Source organism: Terasakiella sp. SH-1 (genome assembly GCF_004564135.1).
GTDB lineage: Bacteria > Pseudomonadota > Alphaproteobacteria > Rhodospirillales > Terasakiellaceae > Terasakiella.
On sequence record NZ_CP038255.1, the window covers coordinates 2559586 to 2584203 of the forward strand.

The 24618-nt window shown below is 48.1% G+C and carries 26 protein-coding genes; 11 read left to right on the plus strand and 15 right to left on the minus strand.

The genetic code is table 11. The features are described 5' to 3' along the window. Positions 1-4 precede the first annotated feature (4 nt). From E4K71_RS11915 to E4K71_RS11935, 5 genes are all read left to right on the plus strand, one after another. Positions 5-769, plus strand: a complete 765-nt coding sequence (locus E4K71_RS11915) for a hypothetical protein (RefSeq protein ID WP_135079848.1) — start codon at positions 5-7, stop codon at positions 767-769. 104 nt (positions 770-873) lie between these two features. Then, positions 874-1581 (plus strand): hypothetical protein, encoded by a 708-nt coding sequence (locus E4K71_RS11920; RefSeq protein WP_135079850.1) that lies wholly within the window; start codon positions 874-876, stop codon positions 1579-1581. A 253-nt stretch (positions 1582-1834) separates the two neighbouring features. Beyond that, complete coding sequence (locus E4K71_RS11925; protein ID WP_135079852.1) at positions 1835-2131, plus strand: hypothetical protein; 297 nt, start codon at positions 1835-1837, stop codon at positions 2129-2131. 19 nt (positions 2132-2150) lie between these two features. Next, a complete protein-coding gene (locus E4K71_RS11930; protein ID WP_135079854.1) occupies positions 2151-2828 on the plus strand; it encodes a hypothetical protein in 678 nt (225 codons plus the stop codon). Between the two features lie 287 nt (positions 2829-3115). Beyond that, on the plus strand, positions 3116-3472 hold the full coding sequence (locus E4K71_RS11935) for a response regulator (protein WP_135079856.1): 357 nt from the start codon (positions 3116-3118) through the stop codon (positions 3470-3472). A gap of 21 nt (positions 3473-3493) precedes the next feature. Here the strand turns inward: E4K71_RS11935 and E4K71_RS11940 are convergent, their stop codons facing one another. The 8 genes from E4K71_RS11940 to E4K71_RS11975 form a co-directional block, all read right to left on the minus strand. Next, positions 3494-4135 (minus strand): glutathione S-transferase, encoded by a 642-nt coding sequence (locus tag E4K71_RS11940; protein WP_135079858.1) that lies wholly within the window; start codon positions 4133-4135, stop codon positions 3494-3496. 19 nt (positions 4136-4154) lie between these two features. After that, entirely contained in the window at positions 4155-4334 is a 180-nt protein-coding gene (locus E4K71_RS11945) for a hypothetical protein (RefSeq protein ID WP_135079860.1), read from the minus strand. A gap of 98 nt (positions 4335-4432) precedes the next feature. Continuing rightward, entirely contained in the window at positions 4433-5107 is a 675-nt protein-coding gene (locus E4K71_RS11950; protein WP_135079862.1) for a hypothetical protein, read from the minus strand. 27 nt (positions 5108-5134) lie between these two features. Beyond that, a complete protein-coding gene (locus tag E4K71_RS11955) occupies positions 5135-5404 on the minus strand; it encodes a hypothetical protein (RefSeq protein WP_135079864.1) in 270 nt (89 codons plus the stop codon). Next, positions 5388-6986: a portal protein gene (locus E4K71_RS11960; protein ID WP_135079865.1), complete on the minus strand. Its 1599-nt coding sequence runs from the start codon at positions 6984-6986 to the stop codon at positions 5388-5390. The genes E4K71_RS11955 and E4K71_RS11960 overlap by 17 nt, the downstream gene beginning before the upstream one ends. 1 nt (position 6987) lies before the next feature. Then, on the minus strand, positions 6988-7197 hold the full coding sequence (locus E4K71_RS11965) for a hypothetical protein (RefSeq protein WP_135079867.1): 210 nt from the start codon (positions 7195-7197) through the stop codon (positions 6988-6990). A gap of 154 nt (positions 7198-7351) precedes the next feature. Beyond that, the gene (locus E4K71_RS11970; protein WP_135079869.1) at positions 7352-7750 is read right to left on the minus strand and encodes a hypothetical protein; all 399 of its coding nucleotides are present in this window, start codon (positions 7748-7750) and stop codon (positions 7352-7354) included. Then, positions 7735-8115 carry a hypothetical protein gene (locus E4K71_RS11975; RefSeq protein ID WP_135079871.1) on the minus strand — a complete coding sequence of 127 codons (381 nt, stop codon included), beginning with the start codon at positions 8113-8115 and terminating at the stop codon, positions 7735-7737. The genes E4K71_RS11970 and E4K71_RS11975 overlap by 16 nt, the downstream gene beginning before the upstream one ends. A gap of 136 nt (positions 8116-8251) precedes the next feature. Here E4K71_RS11975 and E4K71_RS11980 point away from each other — a divergent pair, with 136 nt between their 5' ends. Continuing rightward, positions 8252-8884: a helix-turn-helix transcriptional regulator gene (locus tag E4K71_RS11980; RefSeq protein ID WP_135079873.1), complete on the plus strand. Its 633-nt coding sequence runs from the start codon at positions 8252-8254 to the stop codon at positions 8882-8884. Between the two features lie 267 nt (positions 8885-9151). Next, positions 9152-10003: a branched-chain amino acid aminotransferase gene (locus E4K71_RS11985; RefSeq protein ID WP_135079875.1), complete on the plus strand. Its 852-nt coding sequence runs from the start codon at positions 9152-9154 to the stop codon at positions 10001-10003. 549 nt (positions 10004-10552) lie between these two features. On the opposite strand, the gene E4K71_RS11990 is transcribed toward E4K71_RS11985, so the two are convergent. The 3 genes from E4K71_RS11990 to E4K71_RS12000 all read right to left on the minus strand — a co-directional run bounded on the left by E4K71_RS11990 (position 10553) and on the right by E4K71_RS12000 (position 13344). Next, positions 10553-11440 carry a LysR family transcriptional regulator gene (locus E4K71_RS11990; RefSeq protein WP_135079877.1) on the minus strand — a complete coding sequence of 296 codons (888 nt, stop codon included), beginning with the start codon at positions 11438-11440 and terminating at the stop codon, positions 10553-10555. Positions 11441-11640: 200 nt separating this feature from the next. Then, positions 11641-12588 carry a thioredoxin-disulfide reductase gene (gene trxB, locus E4K71_RS11995; RefSeq protein WP_135079879.1) on the minus strand — a complete coding sequence of 316 codons (948 nt, stop codon included), beginning with the start codon at positions 12586-12588 and terminating at the stop codon, positions 11641-11643. 150 nt (positions 12589-12738) lie between these two features. Beyond that, positions 12739-13344: a peroxiredoxin gene (locus E4K71_RS12000; protein ID WP_135079881.1), complete on the minus strand. Its 606-nt coding sequence runs from the start codon at positions 13342-13344 to the stop codon at positions 12739-12741. A 369-nt stretch (positions 13345-13713) separates the two neighbouring features. Between E4K71_RS12000 and E4K71_RS12005 the strand changes: the two genes are divergently transcribed. Then, positions 13714-14211 (plus strand): Lrp/AsnC family transcriptional regulator, encoded by a 498-nt coding sequence (locus E4K71_RS12005; RefSeq protein WP_167730501.1) that lies wholly within the window; start codon positions 13714-13716, stop codon positions 14209-14211. Positions 14212-14335: 124 nt separating this feature from the next. On the opposite strand, the gene greA is transcribed toward E4K71_RS12005, so the two are convergent. The 4 genes from greA to carA form a co-directional block, all read right to left on the minus strand. Continuing rightward, complete coding sequence (gene greA / locus E4K71_RS12010; protein ID WP_135079883.1) at positions 14336-14809, minus strand: transcription elongation factor GreA; 474 nt, start codon at positions 14807-14809, stop codon at positions 14336-14338. A gap of 87 nt (positions 14810-14896) precedes the next feature. Next, positions 14897-18157 (minus strand): carbamoyl-phosphate synthase large subunit, encoded by a 3261-nt coding sequence (gene carB, locus E4K71_RS12015; RefSeq protein WP_135079885.1) that lies wholly within the window; start codon positions 18155-18157, stop codon positions 14897-14899. 163 nt (positions 18158-18320) lie between these two features. Beyond that, positions 18321-18593, minus strand: coding sequence for a hypothetical protein (locus tag E4K71_RS12020; RefSeq protein WP_135079887.1), 273 nt, complete (start codon positions 18591-18593; stop codon positions 18321-18323). Positions 18594-18597: 4 nt separating this feature from the next. After that, positions 18598-19758 carry a glutamine-hydrolyzing carbamoyl-phosphate synthase small subunit gene (gene carA, locus E4K71_RS12025; protein ID WP_240796918.1) on the minus strand — a complete coding sequence of 387 codons (1161 nt, stop codon included), beginning with the start codon at positions 19756-19758 and terminating at the stop codon, positions 18598-18600. A gap of 244 nt (positions 19759-20002) precedes the next feature. On the opposite strand from carA, the gene E4K71_RS12030 reads away from it, so the two are divergent. The 3 genes from E4K71_RS12030 (at position 20003) to rpoD (ending at position 24612) form a co-directional block, all read left to right on the plus strand. Beyond that, positions 20003-20458, plus strand: a complete 456-nt coding sequence (locus E4K71_RS12030) for a GatB/YqeY domain-containing protein (RefSeq protein ID WP_135079891.1) — start codon at positions 20003-20005, stop codon at positions 20456-20458. A gap of 89 nt (positions 20459-20547) precedes the next feature. Then, on the plus strand, positions 20548-22446 hold the full coding sequence (gene dnaG, locus E4K71_RS12035; RefSeq protein WP_135079893.1) for a DNA primase: 1899 nt from the start codon (positions 20548-20550) through the stop codon (positions 22444-22446). Between the two features lie 105 nt (positions 22447-22551). Continuing rightward, entirely contained in the window at positions 22552-24612 is a 2061-nt protein-coding gene (rpoD, locus tag E4K71_RS12040; protein ID WP_135079895.1) for an RNA polymerase sigma factor RpoD, read from the plus strand. The last annotated feature ends 6 nt before the right edge of the window (positions 24613-24618 follow it).

The window sequence follows — 24618 nt, forward strand, 5'->3', positions numbered from 1 at the left end:
ATCCATGAGGATTAAACATCTATTATGTGTCATCCTGCTGGCGGGGTGTTCTGTTCACAGCCCACAACCTGTGCCTTACCAAGGCATACCTGAAACATATTGGTCCGACTTTGCCGATAAGTCGCGCATTCAAGCTGCTTTGGAACAGCAAACTTCCGAAGAGGCCCATGTTCTGCTGGCCCGTATGTATCTAAAAGACGACTATGACAATCGGGCAAAAATACTGCCGCTTATCACGCCTTACGTCACCCACAATGCCGATGCCGCCATGATGTATGGTTTGGTCTATTATTCCAATAATGACGAAGAGGCTTTTTACGGTTTTCTTCACGCCGCACGCCAGGGACATCCCACAGGAATGCTTTATCTGGCATCCCTCTATCATCATATTCTCAACACAAATCAAACCGCTGTTTATTGGGCCTTTAAAGCCGTTGAAAAAGGCTGTGGACAGGCGCGAGAGTATCATTGGTTTTTGGATATGGAATCTGCAGACAAACAGGGGGTTAACGACACGCTTTATCCATATCTGGCAGAGTTCGATAATATGTTCTCTCAAATTGTGATGATGGGTGAAGCCAACTCGACCCAACAAGCTCATGAACATGCCTATTGGAAACGGCGCATCCAAGTCAGTCAGGAAAAGGAAAGACAGGCCGCATCAGGATATTTTTACGATCTACATAAAGAGTGCCGCGAGCGTTTTTCCCAAGACTTATACGATAGATATTCCTCTTATGGTCAAAATGACCTGAGAGTAGAGCAATGAAAAAATTCTCTTTCCTCCTTCAATGCCATTCCTGAAAATAATTTTGAATTAGTGCATATCTCATAATGCGATACATACCCTTCATCACCCTGTTGTTTATAAACATGTCAGTATCAGCTTGCCCTGAACCTGATGTTACTTCCCCTCTAATCCAGGCTATCGAAAGGGCTGGAAGTGGACATGTTCATGGCTCATTAGACAAAGCCCGTGTACAGATTAACAAGGCGCTTAAAGCTAAAGAAAAATATGCAAACATTGTTGCACAAACTCTCCAGAGTTTTGAAAAAACATATGGAGAAACACTATGGCCATCAAAAGCCAGTACAGCTTTCTTAATACAACTTTCAGATTCAGGGGTTGGCTTTGCCTCTTATACCTTAACCTCACGTTTCAGCAGCACGAAAGAAGGCAATAAAATTCTTCATTATTTAGGTAAAGCAGCTGAGCAAAACTATCCCCCGGCCTTTTTCGACTATGCATCCGCACGATTTGCAACAACACTCTTCGACACTTCCCCTCTCCAGTTCCATGCCCCCAAACATAAATGGCTGATTTATAATTATTTCCAAAAAGCAATCGCATTGAATTGCACGGAAGCCAAATATGAACTCGCGCACTACATCCACCTCTACCTTCCTGAAAAGAAACACCAAATCCCGAACCTTCTCCTCGGTTTTATATCCGCACCCGATACTGCCCCTTCCCATAGAGAACAAGCGATTCGCGATCTTTGCGTTTTAGGCATAGGAAAAGCCTATCAATCCCCCTTACCACACCGATGGTGTCATAGCGCCATACCATTTGGATTTTAGAGTTTCCTTTTCTCACAAAAACATCCCACCCCCATCCATAAGGGAGATAACATCTGATCAAAGGAAAATGGCTATGGGGATAAAACATCTATTATGTATCATCCTGCTGACGGGTTGTTCTGTTCACAGTCAACAAACACCTGAAAAGACTTGGTATAAAATTGCTCTGGAACTCCATTGCAGCCAACCTCCCTGCGATCTACAAAAAATCAGAAAATGATATGGAAAAAGTGTGACGCGACAAAATGATGCCATGTCTCAATTTAAATATGCTGTTATCCTTCAACATACCACCTCTTCACCAGAGGCAAGAAAAGCCGCTGAGCAACTGGAAAAAACAGCTCTCTATGAGATTTTATTCCGCTGTGGAGGAGATTACCGCCTTCAAGCCCTCAGAGCTCAAAGAATTGCAGTTACCTATAGCTCCAACCTTTTCTTTCCAAGAGATATGAAGAAAGCCGCACACTGGCGTGGAGTTGCACAATCTTTTGAAGAAAGATTTTTATACAGATGCCCTGCCCCTACCTTAAGAAAATGCTGGCGACCTTAATCAAGAAAAACTCCAAACATTGCAACAACCAACAATTACAAAAAACAGAATGAGAATTGTCTTTTTATTCATAATTTTCTTTGCTTCTCCAGCTCTATCTTGTCCTAAACCTGGCGGAGATCAGAAAACTTTCAACCTGACACACGCAATCAATAACCTTGCTTTTGCACATATAGAAAATGGTATTCAAGATATCGGAACTTATCTCAACAAAGCCGATAAATTAGATGAACCCGGTGCAAAACACGCATCAGGCTTATTTAAAAACTACACATGGAAGTATGGCTCTCAAAAATGGCCTCAAACTGTTGCCCTGCGTTTCTTAATTGAGCTTTCTATAAAAGGAAGTGGCTACGCTAGCTATAGATTAGCCAACCTTTTCGGCGGGTTAAAAGATACGACAACCCAAAGATACTTTCTAGAACGTGCTGTCGCACAGCAATACCCCCCAGCCTACCTTGAGTTCGCTCTATTTTTGTCCAACCCTGAAAATAATAATTGGGGGACAGACAGGTTCTTAAACGACATTCCTATGATCAAAAAATACTTTCGTAAGGCTATCAACCTTAAATGCCGTTATGCCCAAAAAGCTCTCACTCGTTTCCAAAAAGACCTCCAAGATAAAGAACTTTTTTCAGCGTATACTGGACGCAGAGAGAGGGAAAACCACTCTGGTCACACTTCTCCTGTTGACTGAGACTGAATATAGAACATAACACGAACACATGCAAGCCCTAAATTCATTTTTTTCAAAAAATATCACACCCCTGTAGGAACAAAGGACAAGGAGAAGCTCCCTCCTAAATTCAGTTTTCCAGAACAGCACAACCTGTGAAAAGCTATCGCCCCCTGAAAAACTTCTACATATGTCGAAACTCCGTAAAAAAACGTATAAATTCAAGCATCTTCTCTTGTGAAACGTGATAAGAGCGTGCAAAGTAGTGTATCTCTTTATCTGAAAAAAAGCCCCTGTAGGAATTGAAAATGAAAAACATCTTTGTAATCGACGATGACGAAATCATTCGCGATATCCTGCAACTTGGGCTGCAAAAAGCGGGTTACAACGTCGTCACGGCTGAAAATGGAATTAATTCAGCGGAGAAATGTAAAACCCATGAAATTGATCTGGTGATCAGTGATATTTTGATGGAAGACAAAGATGGGCTTGGCACTTTGATTGAACTACGAGATCAATTGCCCACTATTCCGGTTCTGATCATGTCTTCCAGCACTGAATTTCTTGAAATTGCCAATCAGATTGGTGCCCGCGCCGTTTTGGAAAAGCCTATTATTATCCACAAGCTGGTCGATCTGATTGACGATATTTTATCTGATGACTAAAGCCTTTATGAGTTAACGCTCTCATCCCTCTTTCAGGAAAACAGGCGTATCTCCTTCTTGCCATTGCCTGTGTTTTTTCATCACTTGCTTGAAGGTTTCATTTTCGAGAAACTGTTCAAACCAGGCAACGAGCGCAGAATAAGGGCTCTGTCTGAACCAGTGGATATCGACAAAGGCAAACTGACGGATAAAGGGAAAAATTCCGTAATCCGCCATATTTACCTGTTGTCCACCCAAAAAAGGCGCAGCCTCCAAACGGCTATTCAAATCCGCTAAAATAACTTCTGCTTTTGCTCGCTGTTCAAGGGGATCGACATCCTCATAACGGGCATAATATTTATAGCCGTCCAGATAATCCTTAAACACCCCATCGTTGCGATCAAGCAGATTGTCCACCACGATTTGATCGCCTTGCAACCAGCCTTCGGGGTCATGTTGCCCCAAAGCCCAGCGCATAATATCACGACTTTCATCAATCACACGGCCATCAGCTAATTGCAACACAGGCACAGTGCCCTTTGGGGAGATATCCAGCATGGCTTTGGGCTTCTCCCGCAAGACCACTTCGCGCAATTCAATGGACAGGCCACTGGCATATAAGGCCATACGTGCACGCATGGCATAAGGGCAACGGCGAAAACTATATAAAATTGGATCAGTCATATCCTCACTATACACAGGCTCAAGCCATGCCGTCAGCTTCTCTTTCCTCTAAATCCACCAGCCCTTCCAGATTGATTGACAGTCCATTGAGCAAATAACAGAGAGCTTCCCAGGATAAAGCCTGAGACAAGGCACTGCGATAGCCTTCTGGCAGAGTATGTACACCGCTAAAGACCACTTCCAATTCACGTCCGTTCATTGTTCTTCCTCCTTCTTATAATAAAGTGTGTCACCCCCGCACAAAAGGCGGGGGGCCCGACAACGGGCTTTCCATATCAACAGAAATGACACCTCAAATTAATCGGGATACAAACGGCGAAAACCGTTACGTACCTGTTCGACAATCATCGGATCACGATCACGCCAATAGCGGGGATCACGCATCAATTTACGTACGTCATCTTCACTACGTAGACCATGAGCATCGTGAACACGGGCCATGGATGGCTCCCCTTCTCCTTTATTCATCATGTCATACAAGGTCATCACCCCGTCATAAGAACAGCCCATGGCCTCCAACGCATCAGGGCCGAATTTTTGTGCGCCCCAGGTGCGCAACTGACGTGCGGTTTCCAGCCAGCGCTCTTCCCCACCAAATTTTTCGCAAAGGCGGTCAACCTGTTGCTGAGCATGGAGTTCTGCCATGATTTCTACCACAAGGGGTTCCAACGCCTCATGGGCCAGATCATAAACCAGCTGCACCTGTTCATTACTGAATCCCGCACGATGCAACCGTTCATTCACCATTGCATCATTTTGAAACAGGTCACTCTTACATTCGACGCAATATTGTGAATGATGTTCGGGGACCTGACGATGCAAACCTGCCCCGACTTTACGTTCCATATCACGATAAGAGCGCGACATCGCTTCCAGACGGGCCTGCCCTTTTTGCTCATCCCAAAATTTCTTTGGCAGGTAAGACGGGCAATTACAATCCGCCCCATTTTTGTCTTCAATTACACTTGTCATATTTATTCACCTTTTGTTCCTATTTTATTACCCTTCACGGCCCTGTCGGACCAACCCCATCATGTAAGACACCAAATAACGCTGGCCTTCCAGATGACGTAAAATCCCGTTATGGGCATTGGCCCCCAAGGGACGTGCTAAAGTCATTTCCGCCAAATGGGACAAAACCGCCTCCCCTTCAGGGCCGGAAAAACACCGGGCAAACTGTGCGGGTAAATCTTCGGGGACTTCATTACTGCCCCCTTCATTCAGCGCCTTATCAAACCAGGCCCATCCGAGATCACTGAGTTTGGGCATTAGACATCTCCTTCATCATTTCTTGTAACTGTTCAGGGTTTTGCATCATTTCCTGCGCCATCTCCCCAATCTGTCCCATATCCATTCCCCCAGCAGCCCCCATGGCCGGGTCTTGCTGCATCTCTTCCTCTGATTTAAGGATTTCACCAGGAACGCCATAGGCTTTGGCCAGAAAACGCGCTGTTTTGATCGGGTCAATCAGCCCCATAGCCTGTGGTCCGATACTGCCAAGAGATTGCATCCAGGCCAGAATATCTTGGGCCTCTTTGCGGGTCTGCTGACGCGCCAGCGGGGATTTATATTGTAAGTCAATATGACGCCCATCAATGCGCAATCCATTGACCTCACCACGACGATTAAGGATTGAGAGTGCCCGCACCACAAGAGGTGTCAGAAGTTCCGCCTGCAAACGGCCATAGGTCGCCCCTAAAATTCGTGCCATTTCAGCAGAACGTTCCAACACTTCGGTGGCCGTCATCTGCTTGCCATCGGTTGCCCCAAGCTTATCAGCCAACAAGGCATGACGGATGCGCTTGCGCAATTCTTCCAACACGACCTGTGACAAGTCAAAACTGCCCGGACTTTGCAGCGGTGTCAGCCCTGCTGAGCCGACTGCTTTAGGAATGATGGTACCGGGGACCAGTTTGATGGTCGCCGGGTTAAGCACCCCATCATCATCGGCCTGCCAAATCCCGGTAACAGCAATGGAAGCATTTTTCAAGGCCAGTTCCACAACCTTATTAGCCGTTTTAATATCGGGCAGCGCCTTCATCACCGGAGAGCGGCCATAGCTTTCCCCCGGTGCCTTAAGCCAGCGAAAGCTGATGAAAGGGGATTGGTTAAACATTCCCCGTCGCAAGACAACAGGTTCCCCCAAGCGGGCATACCCATGTTCCAGCACAGCGATATAATCAAAACGCGGACCATTTTCGACCACAGCTTCAACGACACTATATTTATCGTCCTTGTTTTTTTCTGCCCGTGCAATCAAATCAGCAGGCAGCTGACTTTCTGCAAAACGGGTTCGCAAATGGTCAAAGGTCATTTCGCTGCGCCTGAACGTATCTGTCAGCATGCCGCCTAAACCTTCTTCCAGCATCACTTGTGATAAGGGAACCGCACAGAAGCGGAAGGCCGATGCCTCCCCGGCAGGGGCTTCTTCAAACATCAAACAGGCACTGCCTACCGTAACCAGATCAAGAAAGCACTGGTGCATTTCAATTGAAAAATTCGAACGCTCAAAATGGGTCTGTAGCACCTGAGATGCTTTGTCCAGCTCCTGATTAAGCTGTTGCAATTGCTCATCAGGAACTTCCGGCCCAGCCGTTAAGCCAAACCATCTTGCCCACGGCGGGGTCAGGTGGGCCAGCATACTGGCGGCCAATTGGTCCACAGCATCAGGGGCGGTTCCGTCAAACAACTTGTCGGCCCGTTTTTCCCCTGGTGTGCCCCCACTGAAAAAACCGCTGCGATGAGGCAAGGCATAATCATAGCATTCCTGCCAGTGCCCTTCCCAAATGCCACGTTTTTCCTTGGCCTTTTGAAAGCGTTCCAGCACCTCTTTCGGTGTGAGTTCGCTCATATCAATCTCCTAATAACTGTTTGCCTGTCTGTTGACTGCCTTCGTTTTTCTCCAAGCCTCGCCAAGAGGTTTGAATCGTACCTTGGCGACCACGGCGACGGCGTTCCATATTTTTCAGGCGCTCTTCACGTTCAGCTTCTGCCGGATCTGGCGGAGCTGGCGGCTCTGGTGGTGGTGCAGGCGGTTCCGGGCTGGAAAACATTCCTCCCATAAGACTTCTCCTTATTAAATTGTTGAAATATTGCGGGACTATAAAAAGGCAGCTTCAAGCTGCTTCCAATTGCCCAATAAAAAAGCCCTTCGGGGGTTCCCGAAAGGCTCCAGTCACACTTCTCCTGTTGACTGAGCCTAGATTTAGCAGCTACTCACACAAAAGTCAATACTTTATTTCCTATATTTTCACTTTTTGTTCTTTTTATATATTGATACAACTGCCAAGGTGTCTGAACAAAGCAATCACGGATACCCAACAAACGCTTCACCACTTCCACACAGCTCATGGGTGCCCATGGAAAAGCTTGCGCCCGTTCCTGAGCGATCTCAACAGATTGAACCCGCATTCCCATTTCGTGATACCATGAGATCAAACCGGTCAACTCATAGCCTTCCAGAACTTTGATCGTCAAATGATGGCTCATCGGATCAACCCAAACATGCCCCCGGTCTGTTTCCAGAATAATAAAACAATGGCGAAAGCCAGGACGCAAAAACCTTAACCACCATAATCCGCTATTGTCGCTATAAACCACTAACGCTTTTGACATTGTACAATCCCTTTCTTTTGTAGCGCATCGCCCAAACGTTCCAACGCCTCTTTCCATAACGGCACATCACGCTGTTCTTCACGGGCATATTCATCTGGCGGCGTTAATTTCTCCCCATAGGCCCCCAAAACCTGAAGATGGGGGTTTTCAATCAGGCGCTGACGATAAATATCCATGACAGCGCGATAGACATCATCTGGGTCACACGGGCGTGGTGTTTCCACCATTCCGGCAATGAAGCGTGCCCCATCCATCCGCATAAGCTGACAGCGCGAAAACCAAAACCAGGCTTCTTCCCCATCCGCAAAAGGGACTGTTTCCACATCATGGGTGGGGGGCAAAACAATTCTTCTCGTCGTTGACATATACAAAACCCTCTGGTGCATTAATTAATCAGAACACAACAAGAACATTTAAATACAGCAAAAGATTCCCAAGTCAACTCAAAGTTTTGAAAAAATTCCTATAGCATTATTTTCCTCCATCTATGATAATGCGCCTATGTTAAAACATGCAGACATATGGCGCGCCGTTGACAGGCTGGCACAAGAATATGGTTTATCGGCTTCCGGCCTTGCCAAAAAAGCGGGTTTGGACCCCACCACATTTAACAAAAGCAAACGCCTGACACGGGAAGGAAAAGCCCGCTGGCCGAGCACAGAAAGTATTGCCAAGATTTTAGAGGCAACAAATTCCAGCCTGACAGAATTCATGGGCTATATTCACGGAGAAACAGGGCGTGGTGTGATTCGCAATGTGCCCCTGATTGGCCTGGCCCAAGCAGGGTCTCAAGGTTTTTTCGATGATGCGGGCTATCCCACAGGCGGTAGCTGGGATGAAATTCCCTTCCCCGATGTTCCCGACTCCAATGCCTATGCCCTGGAAATTACAGGGGCCAGTATGGAACCGGTTTATCGCGATGGCGACCTTGTGCTTGTCTCCCCCAGCGCCAGTATTCGCCGGGGGGATCGGGTCATTGTCAAGACTCACGAAGGCGAAGTTATGGCCAAACAGCTACGCCGACGTTCTGCACGTAAAATTGAACTGCAATCCCTGAACCCCGATTACGAAGATCGTACTTTTGCCATGGAAGAGATTGTCTGGATTCACCGAATTATCTGGGCCTCCCAATAATTCGCCCTTCCCCTTTACTTTTTAGGCGACTCTAACTAGGTCTATTTTCCTAACAAAAGGAAAATGCCATGACCTGTCTTGAAAACCGTTTTAACGGACCCATCCCAAAACATTTACATCCCGCCTCTTTTTCACCAAGTCGTGAACGAGAACTTATTGGGAAACTTTTACAGAGTCGCTTACAACGCCGCTGCGAAGTCAAAAAAAACTTCAAATCCCCACACTCTCCCCCAACATATATAAAAGACATACGACAGGGAGAGAAGAATGGGAAATATTGGCAGCGGACTGACCTGGACATACTGTGATGGAAAATGGACACAGGACAACCCCAAAATCATGGGGCCACGTACCCATGGCGTTTGGCTGTCCTCAACCGTCTTTGATGGTGCCCGTGCTTTTGATGGGGTGATCCCCGACCTTGAGCTTCACTGCCAACGCGCCATTCATTCCGCACGCATTCTCGGCATGGCTCCCATATTGAGTGCGCAGGAAATTGTTGAACTTTCCTGGGAGGGCGTTGCCAAATTCCCCAAGGGGACAGAACTTTATGTTTGCCCCATGTTTTATGGCGAAACAGGCTTTCTTACTCCTGATCCAAACAGCACCCGCTTTGTTCTCACTATCTTTGAAGCCCCCTTGCCCCAACCCACAGGGTTCAGTGCCTGCAAATCCAGTTTTAGGCGCCCTGCACGCGATATGGCACCCACAGATGCCAAAGCCTCCTGTCTCTACCCTAACGTGGGACGTTGCGTCGCAGAAGCCAATGAAAAGGGGTTTGATACAGCCGTTGTTCTGGACCCGAGTGGCAATGTGGCGGAATTTGCCTATACCAATCTTTTTTATGTTAAAGACGGGGAACTTTTCACCCCCCAAGCCAACGGTACTTTTCTCAACGGAATTACCCGCCAACGCGTCATTAAACTTGCACAGGCAGACGGCCTAAGCGTTCATGAAACAGCGATTTCCTTTGAGGAACTCTTCACAGCCGATGAAATCTTCGGCACCGGCAATTATTTTAAGGTCGGCCCCCTGACCCAGCTGGAAGATCAACCCTTTCCGATTGGTGAATTGACCATGCATTTGCGCCGTCTCTATTTCGACTGGGCAAAAAAATAGCCGGGCCCTATGGGGAAAGCCCGGCAAGTCTATAACAGGGAGGCTTCACGTCTGGGAGACGTAGGACCCTGAATATCAAGGCCCTGGTTCGGGGCTTCCCCCGAAAAACTCCGCAAATACTGCGTCGCAACATTTGCTGAGAATTTATTTAGACTTTTTAAGTAAATTTCACCAGAACTTTTTCCTCAACCCACATATGCACATTACGCATAGCAAACGCACAACATATTGAAATAAAAGAAACTTATACTTTTGAATTAGGGGGAAATATCTAAAAAAAAACCGGATCCAAAAGGATCCGGCAAGTTTTAACAGGGAGGCTTCACGTCTGGGAGACGTAGGGTCGACCCGAGGAGGGGACCCTCACACTCAGGAAAATCCTGAGGGGAAGAAACTTTGCTGCGATGCAACAAAGTTGATAAAGCATTTGTATATATTCCCAACATCTAGGACCACTATTAATTACTCAATCCTGATATGCATTTTTTGCATACCATTGAATATTCATGGGTTTTCTGCGGGTTTTGACCATTCAGTCAATTTTTAAGGTCAGACTGCCTGACCCATTTTTCGAACAATAAAGTCCCTAAAAAGCGTAATTCGCTTAGAGTTTCTCATCTCTTCCGGGTATACAAAATAAGTATCAATCACCGGACCACGCAATTCGGGGAGAATCTCAACCAGGTTTCCGACTTCACGGCTCATATATTCTGGCAAGGCTCCCAAACCGATTCCACTTTGCACCGCACGATAAATTCCATAAACGTTATTTACGCGCAATGCCGCTGTACGCTTGGTCCCATCACTGCGCCCAGCAGACAACAGCCAGTTCAACCCTTGAACGGGTTGCTTCACATCATCGCCATAGACAATAATACGGTGATTATCCAAATCCTGTGCGTTTGTCGGCATCCCATGTTTTTTAAGATATTCCGGTGCGCCGTAAATATGATAAGGCATGCTCCAGAGATGACGCTGAATCAAGTCTGGCTGTTTAGGCGGGCTCATCCGGATCGCCACATCAGCCTCACGCATGGCAAGGTCCAGCTCGCTATCAGTTAGCACCACACTGACTTCAATTTCGGGATAAAGCTCCAGAAATTCCCGCAATTTCGGCGTTAACCACGTCGACCCAAAAGCCACTGTGGTCGTGATCTTCAAGGTTCCTTCTGGTTTTTCCTTACTTTCGCTGAGCTGGCTTTCCACCATTGCCAGCTTGGCAAAGACATCATGGGCGGTTTTATATAACATCTCACCTTGTTCGGTGAGAATCAGCCCCCGTGCATGACGGTGAAACAGAATCACCTGTAGGCTTTCTTCCAATGCACTGATTTGGCGGCTGACCGCCGATTGGCTCAAATTCAGATTTTCACCTGCATGTGTAAAGCTGCCCGCTTCGGCCACAGCATGAAACACACGTAATTTATCCCAGTGCATTCGACTTCCATTCACTTAGCGCATAGATGCCATGCGTATAGCGCATAGACAAAAAAGGCGAAAGGGAAAAATGCCCTTTCGCCTAAATTGTTTTGAAAGCTTTACCCATGCCATCTCGTCATCCTCGCGAATGAGGGGATCATAAAGATCCTCGACCAAGCCGGGAATGACCACGGGGATAAGCCAGCTTCCCTTAGTTTTTAGTCTTCATGTTCGCCAAGGAAACGTTCCGCTTCCAAAGCGGCCATACAGCCTGTTCCAGCCGCTGTTACCGCCTGCTGATAGGTTTTATCCTGCACATCACCAGCCGCATAGACACCTTCAATGCTGGTCTGCGTACTGTCGGCCACAGTGTTGATATAGTTCTCATCATCCATATCCAGCTGGCCTTTAAACAAGCCTGTGTTCGGATCATGACCAATCGCAATGAACGTGCCATGAACCGGGATGGTTTTCACTTCATCCGTTTTCACATTCTTGACACGCACGCCTGTCACGCCAAACGGGTCATCATCACCGACGATTTCATCAACGACGCTATCCCAAACCATTTCCACTTTTTCATGCTTGAGAATACGATCTTGCAAAATCTTTTCTGAACGCAACTCATCACGGCGGTGGATGAGATAGACCTTTGATGCGAAGTTCGTCAGATAGAGCGCTTCTTCCACAGCCGTGTTACCGCCACCAACAACAGCGACTTCTTTATCACGATAGAAGAAACCGTCACATGTAGCACAGGCAGATACGCCAAAGCCCTGGAATTTCTGTTCAGACTCAAGGCCCAACCAACGCGCTGATGCCCCTGTACAAATAATCAAGGTATCACCGGAATAAACCGTGCCGGAATCCCCTGTCAGCTTGAACGGGCGAGAGGATAGATCCGCTTCAATAATCGTATCATCAAACATGGTTGTCCCGACATTTTCAGCCTGAGCATGGAACTGATCCATCAACCACGGGCCTTGCACGGGATCGGCAAAACCGGGGTAGTTTTCAACATCCGTTGTAATCGTCAGCTGACCACCCGGTTGCAGACCTTTCACCAGAATCGGTTTCAGGTTGGCACGTGCCGCATAGATTGCCGCCGTATAGCCTGCCGGGCCAGAGCCAAGAATGAGAACTTTGGAGTGATGCTGTTCGGACATTAAAATCTATCCTTAATTATCTATATTCAACTTTTTGCTGGCGAGTAATCTAGGCAGCAGATCACGTTTACGCAAGCGATTAAGAATCAGAATGAAAAAAGGGAGACCAAAAGCCTCCCTTCTCTCGAATTTCTATAGACTTATAAAGCCTTAGAGGTTGTCTGCATTTTCAGACAGATATGCAGCAACGCCGTCCGGTGTTGCCGTCATGCCAGAATCACCTTTGTTCCAGCCAGCCGGGCAAACTTCGCCATGCTCTTCATGGAACTGCAGCGCATCCAGTGTACGGATTGTTTCATCAACGTTACGGCCCAACGGCAGATCGTTCACCAGCTGGTGACGAACAACGCCGTTTTTGTCGATGATGAATGTGCCACGGAACGCAATGCCCGGACCAGTTACAACGCCGTAGTTGTTGATGATTTCTTTCGTGATGTCAGCAACCATCGGGAACTGAACTTGACCCAGACCACCTTCGTTGACCGGAGTATTTTTCCACGCCAGGTGTGTGAAGTGCGAATCGATGGAAACAGCAATAACTTTTGCGCCACGCTCTTCAAATGCTTTTACGCGGTGATCAAAAGCAAGGATTTCAGAAGGACAAACGAATGTGAAGTCCAGCGGATAGAAGAACAGAACGCCGTAATCGCCATTCAAATATTCTTTCAGGTTGAAAGAATCATTAATAGAGTTGTCACCCATGACTGCCGGTGCTGTAAAGTCAGGTGCTTCTTGGCCCACAAGAACTTGAGACATCAGTATCTTCCTTATTAGATTAGATAATTCAAAACTAGGTTACAGCCCTATCCCCCTCCCCATATTCAATAGGTAAGGACATAAGTTGCTGTATGTAGGTGAACTGTAACGCCTTTTATTTTTCAATGCCATAGCTTCTTTCATTAAAATGACTCAAAACAACAGAATAAAGAATTAACAAAGCGGAACGAATTTTCTAAACAACGTTCTAACTGTTCAAAATTTCATCATTTTTTATTTCTATCTCTTCGGATAATTCCCTCAAAAAAGGAAATTTTATTTCATAATTTATCAAGCTTCTCTTGGCATCAAACGCACAACATTGTAATATCATTGCGTCAAACGCGGTATTTTTGGAGTAGAATTATTATGCAGAAGGTCAAACTTGACCGAATCGACCGCCGCATTCTTGCTGACCTGCAAGAAGACGGTCGCATGACGAATGTGGAACTGGCTCGACGTGCAGGTATTTCAGCTCCCCCATGTTTACGCCGCGTACGCGCCCTGGAAGAAGCGGGTTTTGTGAAAGGGTATCATGCTGACCTTGACCCGGCCGCTCTTGGCTTTAACGTCACGGTTTTTGCCCATGTGGGGCTCAACAGTCAGGCAGAGGCTGACCTCAATGCCTTTGAAGAACTGGTCAAATCCTGGCCCGAAGTACGTGAATGTCACATGCTGGCCGGTGAAACGGACTTCTTGCTGAAGATCGTTGAAAAAGACTGGGATTCTTATCAACAGTTCCTCACCAAAAACCTGACCGCTGCCCCAAATGTCGCCCATGTCAAATCATCCATGACGATTCGCAGTGCCAAAACCACACCCGGCGTTCCGATCAAGGTTGACCTCCCCGACGACGATGCAGAATAAACACAAAAAAGCCGCCCTTCACTGAGGCGGCTTTTTTTATGGGAACGTCATTCCCGGCTTGATCGGGAAACTTCGTCATCCAAAAGATCCCCGCATGCGCGAGGATAACCTCTTTAAAAAGAGGTCACTTATATTCGACTTCCACAATCTCGTAAGATTTGGAACCACCCGGTGTGCGCACTTCGACGCTATCACCAAGGGATTTTCCAATTAGACCCCGTGCTAGTGGAGAGCTGATGGAAATTTTACCACCCTCAAGATTGGCTTCATGCTGGCCTACAATCTGATATGTGGTTTCTTCATCCGTGTCTTCATCTGCAACCAAGACAGTCGCGCCAAAACGAACCACATCACCGGACAAGGTTGTCGGGTCAATGACTTCTGCGACACTGATCACGGCTTCCAGCTCTTTAATGCGACCTTCAATGAACCCCTGCTTTTCACGGGCTGCATGATATTCCGCATTTTCTGACAGGTCGCCATGTTCACGAGCCTCTGCAATTGCCGCAATCACATTTGGGCGTTCCACAGATTTCAGGTTCTTCAATTCTTCTTCCAGCTGGGCACAACCCGCAGCCGTCATGGGGATACGATCCATAACTTCTTCCCATTATCGAACAATAAAAAACACATCACGCCCCCGCATACATCGGGGGCGTGATGCCTAATCCAATTCCTTCATAAATTAGAAGGATGCATCAAAATACGACTGAAGCGATCCGACTTCAAGTGTTTCTGCACGAAGCGCTGCAATTGCATCCACTGCAGCACGTGCACCAGCCATTGTCGTATAGTATGGCACACCTTGTGTCAGGGTCTCACGACGGATGGAATAGCTGTCCTGAATGGCTTGCTGACCTTCCGTTGTATTGATCACCAGCTGAACTTCATTGTTCAAGATGGAGTCCACACAATGGGGGCGACCTTCAATCACTTTATTGACCGTCTTGGCAGAAACGCCTTTTTCTTCCAGATACTTAGCTGTCCCTGATGTGGCCAAAACAGTGAAGCCCATATCAACCAGCTTCTTCGCCAGACCTGCCATTTGTTCCTTGTCGCGCTCTTTAACCGAGATAAAGGCACAACCTTCTGTCGGCAGATGAGAGCCAGCCCCCATTTGCGCTTTCAAGAAGGCGGTCGGGAAATCTTTATCCAGACCCATGACTTCGCCTGTGGACTTCATTTCCGGGCCGAGCAGAATATCAACACCTGGGAATCGGGAGAATGGGAAGACGGCTTCTTTCACCGCAACATGGTCCAGTTTCGGCAATTCATCCTTGATGCCGAAGTCAGCCAGTTTTTCACCAGCCATGACACGGGCACCAATTTTCGCCACCGGAATACCTGTTGCTTTTGCCACAAACGGAACGGTACGCGACGCACGCGGGTTCACTTCGATGATATAGATCACATCGTCTTTCACCGCGAACTGTACGTTCATCAGACCGACAACTTTCAAGGCTTTTGCCAAGGCAATTGCCTGATTTTTCAGGTCTTCAATGACAGACTCTTTCAAAGAGTACGGCGGCAGGGAACAAGCAGAGTCACCAGAGTGAATGCCCGCTTCCTCAATATGCTGCATGATGCCTGCGATATAGACATTACCGTCCACATCACCAACGGCGTCCACATCTACCTCAACCGCATCTTGCAAGAAGCTGTCGAGCAGAACCGGGCTGTCACCAGAAACCTGAACGGCTTCTTTCATGTAACGTTTCAAACGATCCATGGAGTGTACGATTTCCATGGCACGACCACCCAGAACGTAAGACGGACGGATCACCAGCGGGAAGCCGATGCTTTCAGCCACAGCAAAGGCTTCTTCTTCTGTGCGCGCCAGACCGTTTGACGGTTGTTTCAGGCCCAGCTCAGCCAGAAGCTGCTGGAAACGCTCGCGATCTTCGGCCAAATCAATGGCATCCACAGATGTACCGAGGATCGGAATACCCGCTTTTTCCAGCGCATGGGCCAGTTTCAACGGTGTTTGACCACCATATTGAACGATCACCCCTTTAAACTTGCCGTTGCTTTGTTCAACGCGGATCAGTTCGATCACGTCTTCTTCTGTCAGCGGCTCAAAATACAGGCGATCAGAGGTATCATAGTCTGTGGAAACCGTTTCCGGGTTACAGTTGACCATGATGGTTTCATAACCGACTTCTTTTAGCGCGTAAGAGGCATGGACACAACAATAGTCAAATTCGATGCCCTGACCAATACGGTTCGGGCCACCACCAAGAATGACAACTTTTTCACGATCAGACGGGTCAGATTCACATTCCGGAACCGTGATGCCGTCGCCTTCATAAGCGGAATACATGTAAGATGTCTTGGACGGGAATTCAGCCGCACAAGTATCTACACGCTTAAATGTCGGGTGGATGTTCAGCACGTGACGGCGATAAGCCACCACTTCAAGGTCTTTACCTGTCAGTTCAGAAATACGTTTGTCTGAGAAACCCATTTTCTTATAGCGTTGCAGGTCATCAGCTTCGCCCGGCAGACCATTGGCGATCAGTTCTTTTTCCGCATCAATAATGCCTTCGATCTGGCGCAGCATCCATGGCTCGTACTTACAAGCAGAATGGATTTCTTCCAGTGTCAAACCATGACGGAAGGCTTGTGCGATGACCAGCAAACGATCAGAGCGCGGCTTGCCCAGCTCGCCAATAATCGCCATTTTGCCATCCGGGCCATCTGCGCCTTCGATTTCCACTTCATTCAGGCCAGTCAGACCTGTTTCCATGGAACGTAAGCCCTTTTGCAGGGATTCCTGGAAGGAACGACCGATAGCCATGGCCTCACCTACAGACTTCATGGCTGTAGACAGGCTGTCATCTGTGCCCGGGAATTTTTCAAAAGTGAAACGCGGGATTTTTGTAACCACATAGTCGATGCTTGGTTCAAACGAAGCTGGTGTACAGCCTGTGATATCGTTATCCAGCTCATCCAATGTAAAGCCAACAGCCAGTTTCGCTGCGATTTTCGCAATCGGGAAACCTGTTGCCTTGGAGGCCAGCGCAGAAGAACGTGATACACGCGGGTTCATCTCAATCACGATGATACGGCCATCCGCCGGGTTTACCGTAAACTGTACGTTTGACCCACCAGTTTCCACACCGATTTCACGCAGGACCGCCAAAGAGGCATTACGCATGAGCTGATATTCTTTATCCGTCAGCGTCATGGCAGGGGCAACAGTGATGGAGTCCCCAGTGTGAACACCCATCGGGTCCACGTTTTCGATGGAACAGATGATGATGGCGTTATCGGCCTTATCACGCACCACTTCCATCTCATATTCTTTCCAGCCCAGAAGAGATTCTTCAACAAGAACTTCTGAGGTCGGGGACGCCGCCAGACCAGAAGCAACGATCTGATCAAACTCGTCTTTGTTATAGGCAACACCGCCGCCTGTACCCCCCAGTGTGAAAGACGGGCGAATGATAACCGGGAAGCCGATATCTTCAAGGGCAACATTTGCTTCTGCACGGGTGTGACAGACATGAGACTTGGCGTTTTCCAGACCGATCTTGGTCATAGCCTCGCGGAAGCGTTCGCGGTTTTCCGCCTTATCAATGGCATCTGCTGTCGCGCCGATCATCTCGATCCCAAGGCGTTCCAGCGTGCCGTTTTCATACAGGGCCAAGGCCGTGTTCAAGGCTGTCTGCCCCCCCATTGTTGGCAGTAGTGCATCAGGCTTTTCTTTTTCCAAAATCTTGGCAACCACATCCGGTGTGATCGGTTCAATGTAGGTCGCGTCCGCCATGGACGGATCCGTCATGATTGTTGCCGGGTTGGAGTTCACCAGAATGACACGGTAGCCTTCCTCACGCAGTGCCTTACATGCTTGTGCGCCTGAATAATCGAACTCACAAGCCTGACCGATTACAATCGGACCTGCACCAATAATCATAATTGATTTGATATCTGTACGTTTTGGCATGACTAACCTTATCGTCCTTCGTTTATGGGGAGTTCCCCAGTTCCACATCCGTCACCCCGCACGTGTTGCGGGGTTACCTTCTGATCTCATGCGGGTTTTCACCCGTATCTTCTTTCCACGCTTATCCCGTAACAAGTACGGGATGACGCGCAGTGATAAATCATTATCTGCTCAAATACCCTGCCATATCCAAACCATGCAGCGTAATGGAGGCCAGAAACGGCGGTGTCGGGGACACATGCAGTTCATGATCTTCCAAAATCACAGCACCGGCTTCACAGAGTTCTTCGAGCCAGTCAGCAAGCTGTGACTGATTGTCATAGCTCACCATGAATTCTTCACAAATCCCTTCCACATCACGAAACGCCCCGCCTGGCAGTTGATCATCTTCTGCCATGGCGTTGAGGAGTTTGCTTGCGTTTTGTGAAAGGGTCATAATCTTATTTCGCTTTCGCCATCAGTTCGACAAAGCGATCAAATAGATAGTGACTGTCCTGCGGACCCGGTGATGCTTCCGGGTGATGCTGAACAGAGAAGATCGGCTTATCTTCCAGCGCAATCCCTTCTACTGTTTTATCAAACAGGGAACGGTGCGTGACTTTTGCATTCGCAGGCAAGGTTTCTTCATCCACCACAAAACCGTGATTCTGAGATGTGATTTCCACCTTGTTTGTTTCCAGATCTTTCACTGGGTGGTTACCGCCACGGTGACCAAGGTGCATTTTGAATGTTTTTGCCCCCAGTGCCAGACATGTCATCTGATGGCCCAAGCAAATCCCGAACATGGGCTTGCCGCTTTCCATAACCTTCTGGATCATCGGTACCGCATATTCACCTGTGGCAGCCGGGTCACCCGGACCGTTGGACAGGAACACCCCGTCGGGGTTGTGCGCCAGAATATCTTCAGCAGATGTTTTGCCCGGTACAACAGTTACACGACAACCAGCAGCCGCCAAGCAGCGCAGGATGTTACGCTTTGCACCAAAATCAACGGCAACCACATGGTATTTCGGGTCGTCCTGTTTGGCGTAACCTTCACCCATGGTCCAATCGGCTTCGTCCCATTCATAAGGAGCGTCGCACATCACATCCTTGGCCAAATCCATTCCTTCCAAACCGGGGAAAGAATTTGCCATGGTGTTGAGCGCATCCAGATCAATCTCTTGACCAGCAGGTAAGTGAATGATGGTCCCGCCCGGTGCGCCATTATCACGAATGTGGCGGGTCAGCTTACGGGTATCCACACCGGAAATCCCCACCAGATTGGAGGCTTTCATCCAGCTATCGAAATGTTCAACCGCACGCCAGTTGGCAGGCTCTGTAATATCAGCAGCCAAAATACAGCCGCGCGCTGCCGGTTTTGCTGTTTCAATATCTTCGGCGTTGGTGCCGACGTTACCAATATGTGGGAAGGTAAAAGTAATGATCTGGCCCGCATAAGACGGATCAGTCATAATTTCCTGATAGCCTGTCAGCGACGTGTTGAAACAAACTTCGCCAATCGCGACGCCTTCAAGGCCGACTCCTTTTCCCCAAAAAACGGTTCCATCCGTCAATACCAGTGCGGCGTTGGCGTTTTTGGGACGGGCCTTGGGCGGCATTGGAGCAACCGGCGCTTGCGTCTGCGACATGAGCATGTGTCCTTTATAAAAGAGCTGTCTATATTCATCATTGCCCTGAGGCAAATTGGCGCGTTGATAAAGAAATCTTAACCCTTCGTCAAGAGGGAGTCTAAAATAAAATTTAGCCTTTAGAATCAACACCTTACAAAACCGTATTTTATTGCTTTTTGTTGCGATTTAGTATAAGTTTCTTGCTTTCCTTTAAACAACTTATGTCGAGATTATGCTTCGCGAGCAGATTAAAGCCGCCTTGAAAGAGGCGATGGTAGCTAAGGATACCCACAAAGTATCTACCCTTCGTTTGATTATGGCCGCCCTGAAAGACCGTGATATTGCGGCACGTACACAGGACAAACCCGATGGCATCGGTGAAGACGAGATTCTCTCCCTCCTTCAGTCCATGGTTAAACAGCGCCGCGACAGCATCACCATGTATGAAAATGGTGGCCGACTGGAACTGGCGGAACAAGAAGCCAGCGAAATTAAAATCATCGAAGAATTCCTGCCCAAGCAGATGAGTGAAGATGAAATTAAAGACGTGGTTGATGCCTTGATTACAGAACTGGGGGCATCCGGCCTGAAAGATATGGGGCCAACCATGAAAGCATTGCGCGACCGTTATGCCGGACAGATGGATTTCGGTAAAGCCAGTGCCATTATTAAAGAACGTCTGGCTTAAATAAAAATTTATGTCGCCCTCGCGAATGCGGGGGCCTCTTTCCCCGGTGAAAAAGATCCTCGCATCTGCGAGGATGACGAGATTAACACATGGCAATACCTCCCGGATTTGTTGACGAACTTAGAAACCGTGTCTCTGTCTCAGATATTGTCGGCAAGCGGGTCAAACTGATTAAAAAGGGCAAAGAACATTCCGGTCTTTGCCCCTTCCATAGTGAAAAAAGCCCCTCTTTCACCGTTAATGACGACAAAGGATTCTATCACTGCTTTGGCTGTGGTGCCCATGGCAGTGCGCTGGATTTCGTGATGAACACCGAGGGACTCAACTTCCCCGAAGCTGTTGAACGTTTGGCTGTTCAAGCAGGCATGGAAGTCCCCCAAGACACACCAGAACAGCGTGAACGCACGGAACGACGCAACACTCTTTATGATGTGATGGAAGCAGCCTGTGCTTATTATGAGCGTATGTTGCGCATGCCCGAAGGCCGTGCGGGTTTATCTTACTTGCGTGATCGCGGTCTTTCAGAAGACACCATTAGACGATTTCGTCTTGGCTATGCCCCTAACATTCAAGGGGGGCTGAAAGCAGCCCTGAAACGCGAGGGGATCGAAGAAGGCTTGATGATTGAAGCTGGTCTTCTCATTCGCCCGGATGACCCAAAGCGCAAACCTTACGAACGCTTTCGTGAACGGGTCATGTTCCCCATTACAGATCGGCGCGGCAAGGTCATTGCCTTTGGCGGGCGGATTCTCGGGGATGGCAAACCGAAATATCTTAACTCCCCGGACACACCCCTTTTTCATAAAGGCACCGTGCTTTACGGCCTCGCCCAAGCCCGTGAAGAAGCCTATAAACGCGACCAGATCATCGTCACCGAAGGCTATATGGATGTGATTGCGCTGGCCCAAGGTGGTTTCCCCAATGCAGTCGCCCCCCTTGGCACGGCCTTGACCGAAGAACAAATCCAGCTTTTGTGGAAAATGTGCAAAACACCGCTGCTTTGCTTTGATGGGGATGCGGCAGGACAACGCGCAGCAGCACGCGGGGCTGAACGTGCCCTGCCCCATCTTAAGCCCGGTTATTCCCTGCATTTTGTCCATCTCCCCCCTGGTGAAGACCCAGACAGCCTCATTCAAGCAGAAGGCCGTGCAGCCATGCAGACCGTGCTGGATGAAGCCATTCCCTTATCAGAATTGCTATGGCGCATGGAAAGTGAAGGGAAAAATTTTGACACAGCAGAAGACCGTGCCCTGCTCGACGACTGCTTGAAAAAACATGCCTTTCAGATTGAAGACGAATCGGTAAAAAAACATTTCCTTTCCGCCTTAACCGCCCGTATGTGGAAGGAAATTAAAGCAAAAAAAGAAAAAAAACCTTTTTCCCCAAATAAAAACTGGCGAGATGAGAAAAAAAATCATCATACCCATTTAGAAGCAAAAAGCAGCCTGAACACCAAAGTGAATGCCCAAAACTGGCGCGAAGCCTTGCTTATCACCGCTGTTATCTTGCACCCGGACATTATGGATGAGGTCGGCGAACGACTTGGCTTGATGATTTTCGCTTCCGAGTCGCTTGACAAACTTCGTCAGGAAGTTTTAAAGACCGTCGATGGGGATTTGGGCCTTGACTCGTGCACGCTTCAAAGTCACCTCAACGAAAATGGGTTTTCAGGCCCGCTAAAATCTCTGCTGGATAGATTCCATGCCAAAACGGGTGGTGTCTTTATTGGGCATGAAGCATTTCTGCATCCTGATCGCCCCATTGAAGATGTGCTTCGCGGCTGGGAAGATGCGTACAGGCTTTATATGCAAGAACGTGACTTGGCAGCGGAGTTTAAAGAATTGCAACAGCGTCTTGGGGAAGAGATGAACCCGCAGATTTGGAGCCAAATGCAAGCGCTTCAAAAATTGATGGGCAAAATCGACACCGACGAAGAAGAGGCTGGTGGATATTCTTTTAAGACAAATGAAGAAGATTTGTTGGATTAACACTCTTTACATATTTGTCAGGCATCTTAACTAATGGAGTCTACTCTTCTATGCATGGAAGAATAGAACCCGGCAAAAGATTTTTGAGTTTCATTGGGGAATCGCATGTCTGCGAAAGCTGCAAACACAACAGAAGCAAAAACCAAACAAGAAGAAGGCGGTGACGGCCCACTTCTTGATTCCCTTGGCGCTGCCGTCAAAAAAATGCTCGCCAAAGGCAAAGAGCGCGGCTTCATCACCTATGATGAATTGAACACAGCGCTGCCGCCAGACAAGATGTCTTCTGAACAGATCGAAGATACCATGTCGGCTCTGTCTGAAATGGGTATTAATGTTGTCGAAAACGAAGAAGCTGACGACGACAATGAAAATGCCGAATCTGACGACAAAGCAGCTGGCAATATTGACGAAAACGACACAGGGCGCACAGACGATCCGGTTCGTATGTATCTGCGCGAAATGGGCAGTGTTGAACTACTCTCTCGTGAAGGTGAAATTTCAATCGCCAAACGGATTGAGGCTGGCCGTGAAATGATGATCGGTGGCATCTGTGAAAGCCCGATCACCATTCGCTCCATCGTTGAATGGCATGATGCGCTGATCAATGGCGATATCTTGCTGCGCGATATTATTGATCTGGAGACCACCTATGGCGGGGGACCCAATTCTGAAGAAGTGGCCATGGCCGCAGAAGAAGAAGCTGATGTCTCTGATACAGATAACTTAAGTGCTGATATTGATAATGCGCCTGAAACCGACGAAGACGCTGAAATAGAAGCCCCGGAAGGTGTTGATGCCGGTGGTGAAGAAGACGACGAAATGTCGAATTCTGAAAACCCGGAAGGTGAAAACCAGGAAGGCGAAGGCGCTGCTCAGGATGAAGGCGGTGACGAAAACAATGTCTCACTTGCTGCCATGGAAGAGCAACTTCTGCCGCAGGTGATTGAAACATTCGAAAAAATTGCCAAAACCTATGACAAGATGCACAAGGCGCAGGAACAGCGTCTGGCAACACTGGGTAAAGGTGAAAAAGTTTCCGCGACAATTGAGCGTCGGATTGAAAAACTGCGCCATGAACTTGTCGTTTTGATGGAAGAAGTTCACCTGAATAATGGCCGTATTGAAGAGCTGATGGACCACCTTTATGGTCTGAACAAAGCTTTGATGAACTGTGAAGGGAAATTGCTACGTCTGGCAACAGGCTGTCGCGTTTCACGTGCAGACTTCCTCAAACAACACTACGGGCATGAGCTTGACCCCAACTGGCTGGAACGGGTTTCTGAACTCCCGGCTAAGGGCTGGCAACGTTTTGCAGAACGCCATCATGACGAGATCGTCAAACTGCGCGCTCGCATCACCGAAGTGGCTGGTGAAGTTGGTCTTCCGATTGCTGAATATCGCCGTATCGTTTCCACCGTTCAAAAAGGGGAACGCGAAGCCAACCGGGCGAAAAAGGAAATGATTGAGGCCAACCTGCGCCTTGTAATTTCCATTGCGAAAAAATATACTAACCGTGGCCTGCAATTCCTGGATTTGATTCAGGAAGGGAACATTGGCCTGATGAAAGCGGTTGATAAGTTCGAATACCGTCGTGGCTATAAATTCTCAACATACGCCACATGGTGGATTCGCCAGGCAATCACACGCTCTATTGCCGATCAGGCCCGTACAATCCGTATCCCGGTTCACATGATTGAAACCATCAACAAACTGGTGCGTACAAGCCGTCAGATGTTGCATGAAATTGGTCGGGAACCCACACCGGAAGAACTGGCTGAAAAGCTGTCCATGCCGCAAGAAAAGGTCCGCAAGGTCCTGAAAATTGCGAAAGAACCGATTTCTCTTGAAACACCCATTGGCGATGAAGAAGACAGCCATCTCGGTGACTTCATCGAAGATAAAAATGCGGTTCAGCCTTTGGATGCCGCCATCCAGTCCAACCTGCGTAACACCACAACACGTGTGCTGTCATCGCTGACACCACGTGAAGAACGTGTCCTGCGTATGCGTTTTGGCATCGGCATGAATACAGATCACACGCTGGAAGAAGTCGGTCAGCAGTTCTCTGTAACACGTGAGCGTATTCGTCAGATTGAAGCCAAAGCCCTGCGTAAACTCAAACACCCGAGCCGTTCACGCAAGCTGCGCAGCTTCCTGGATTATTAATTCTCA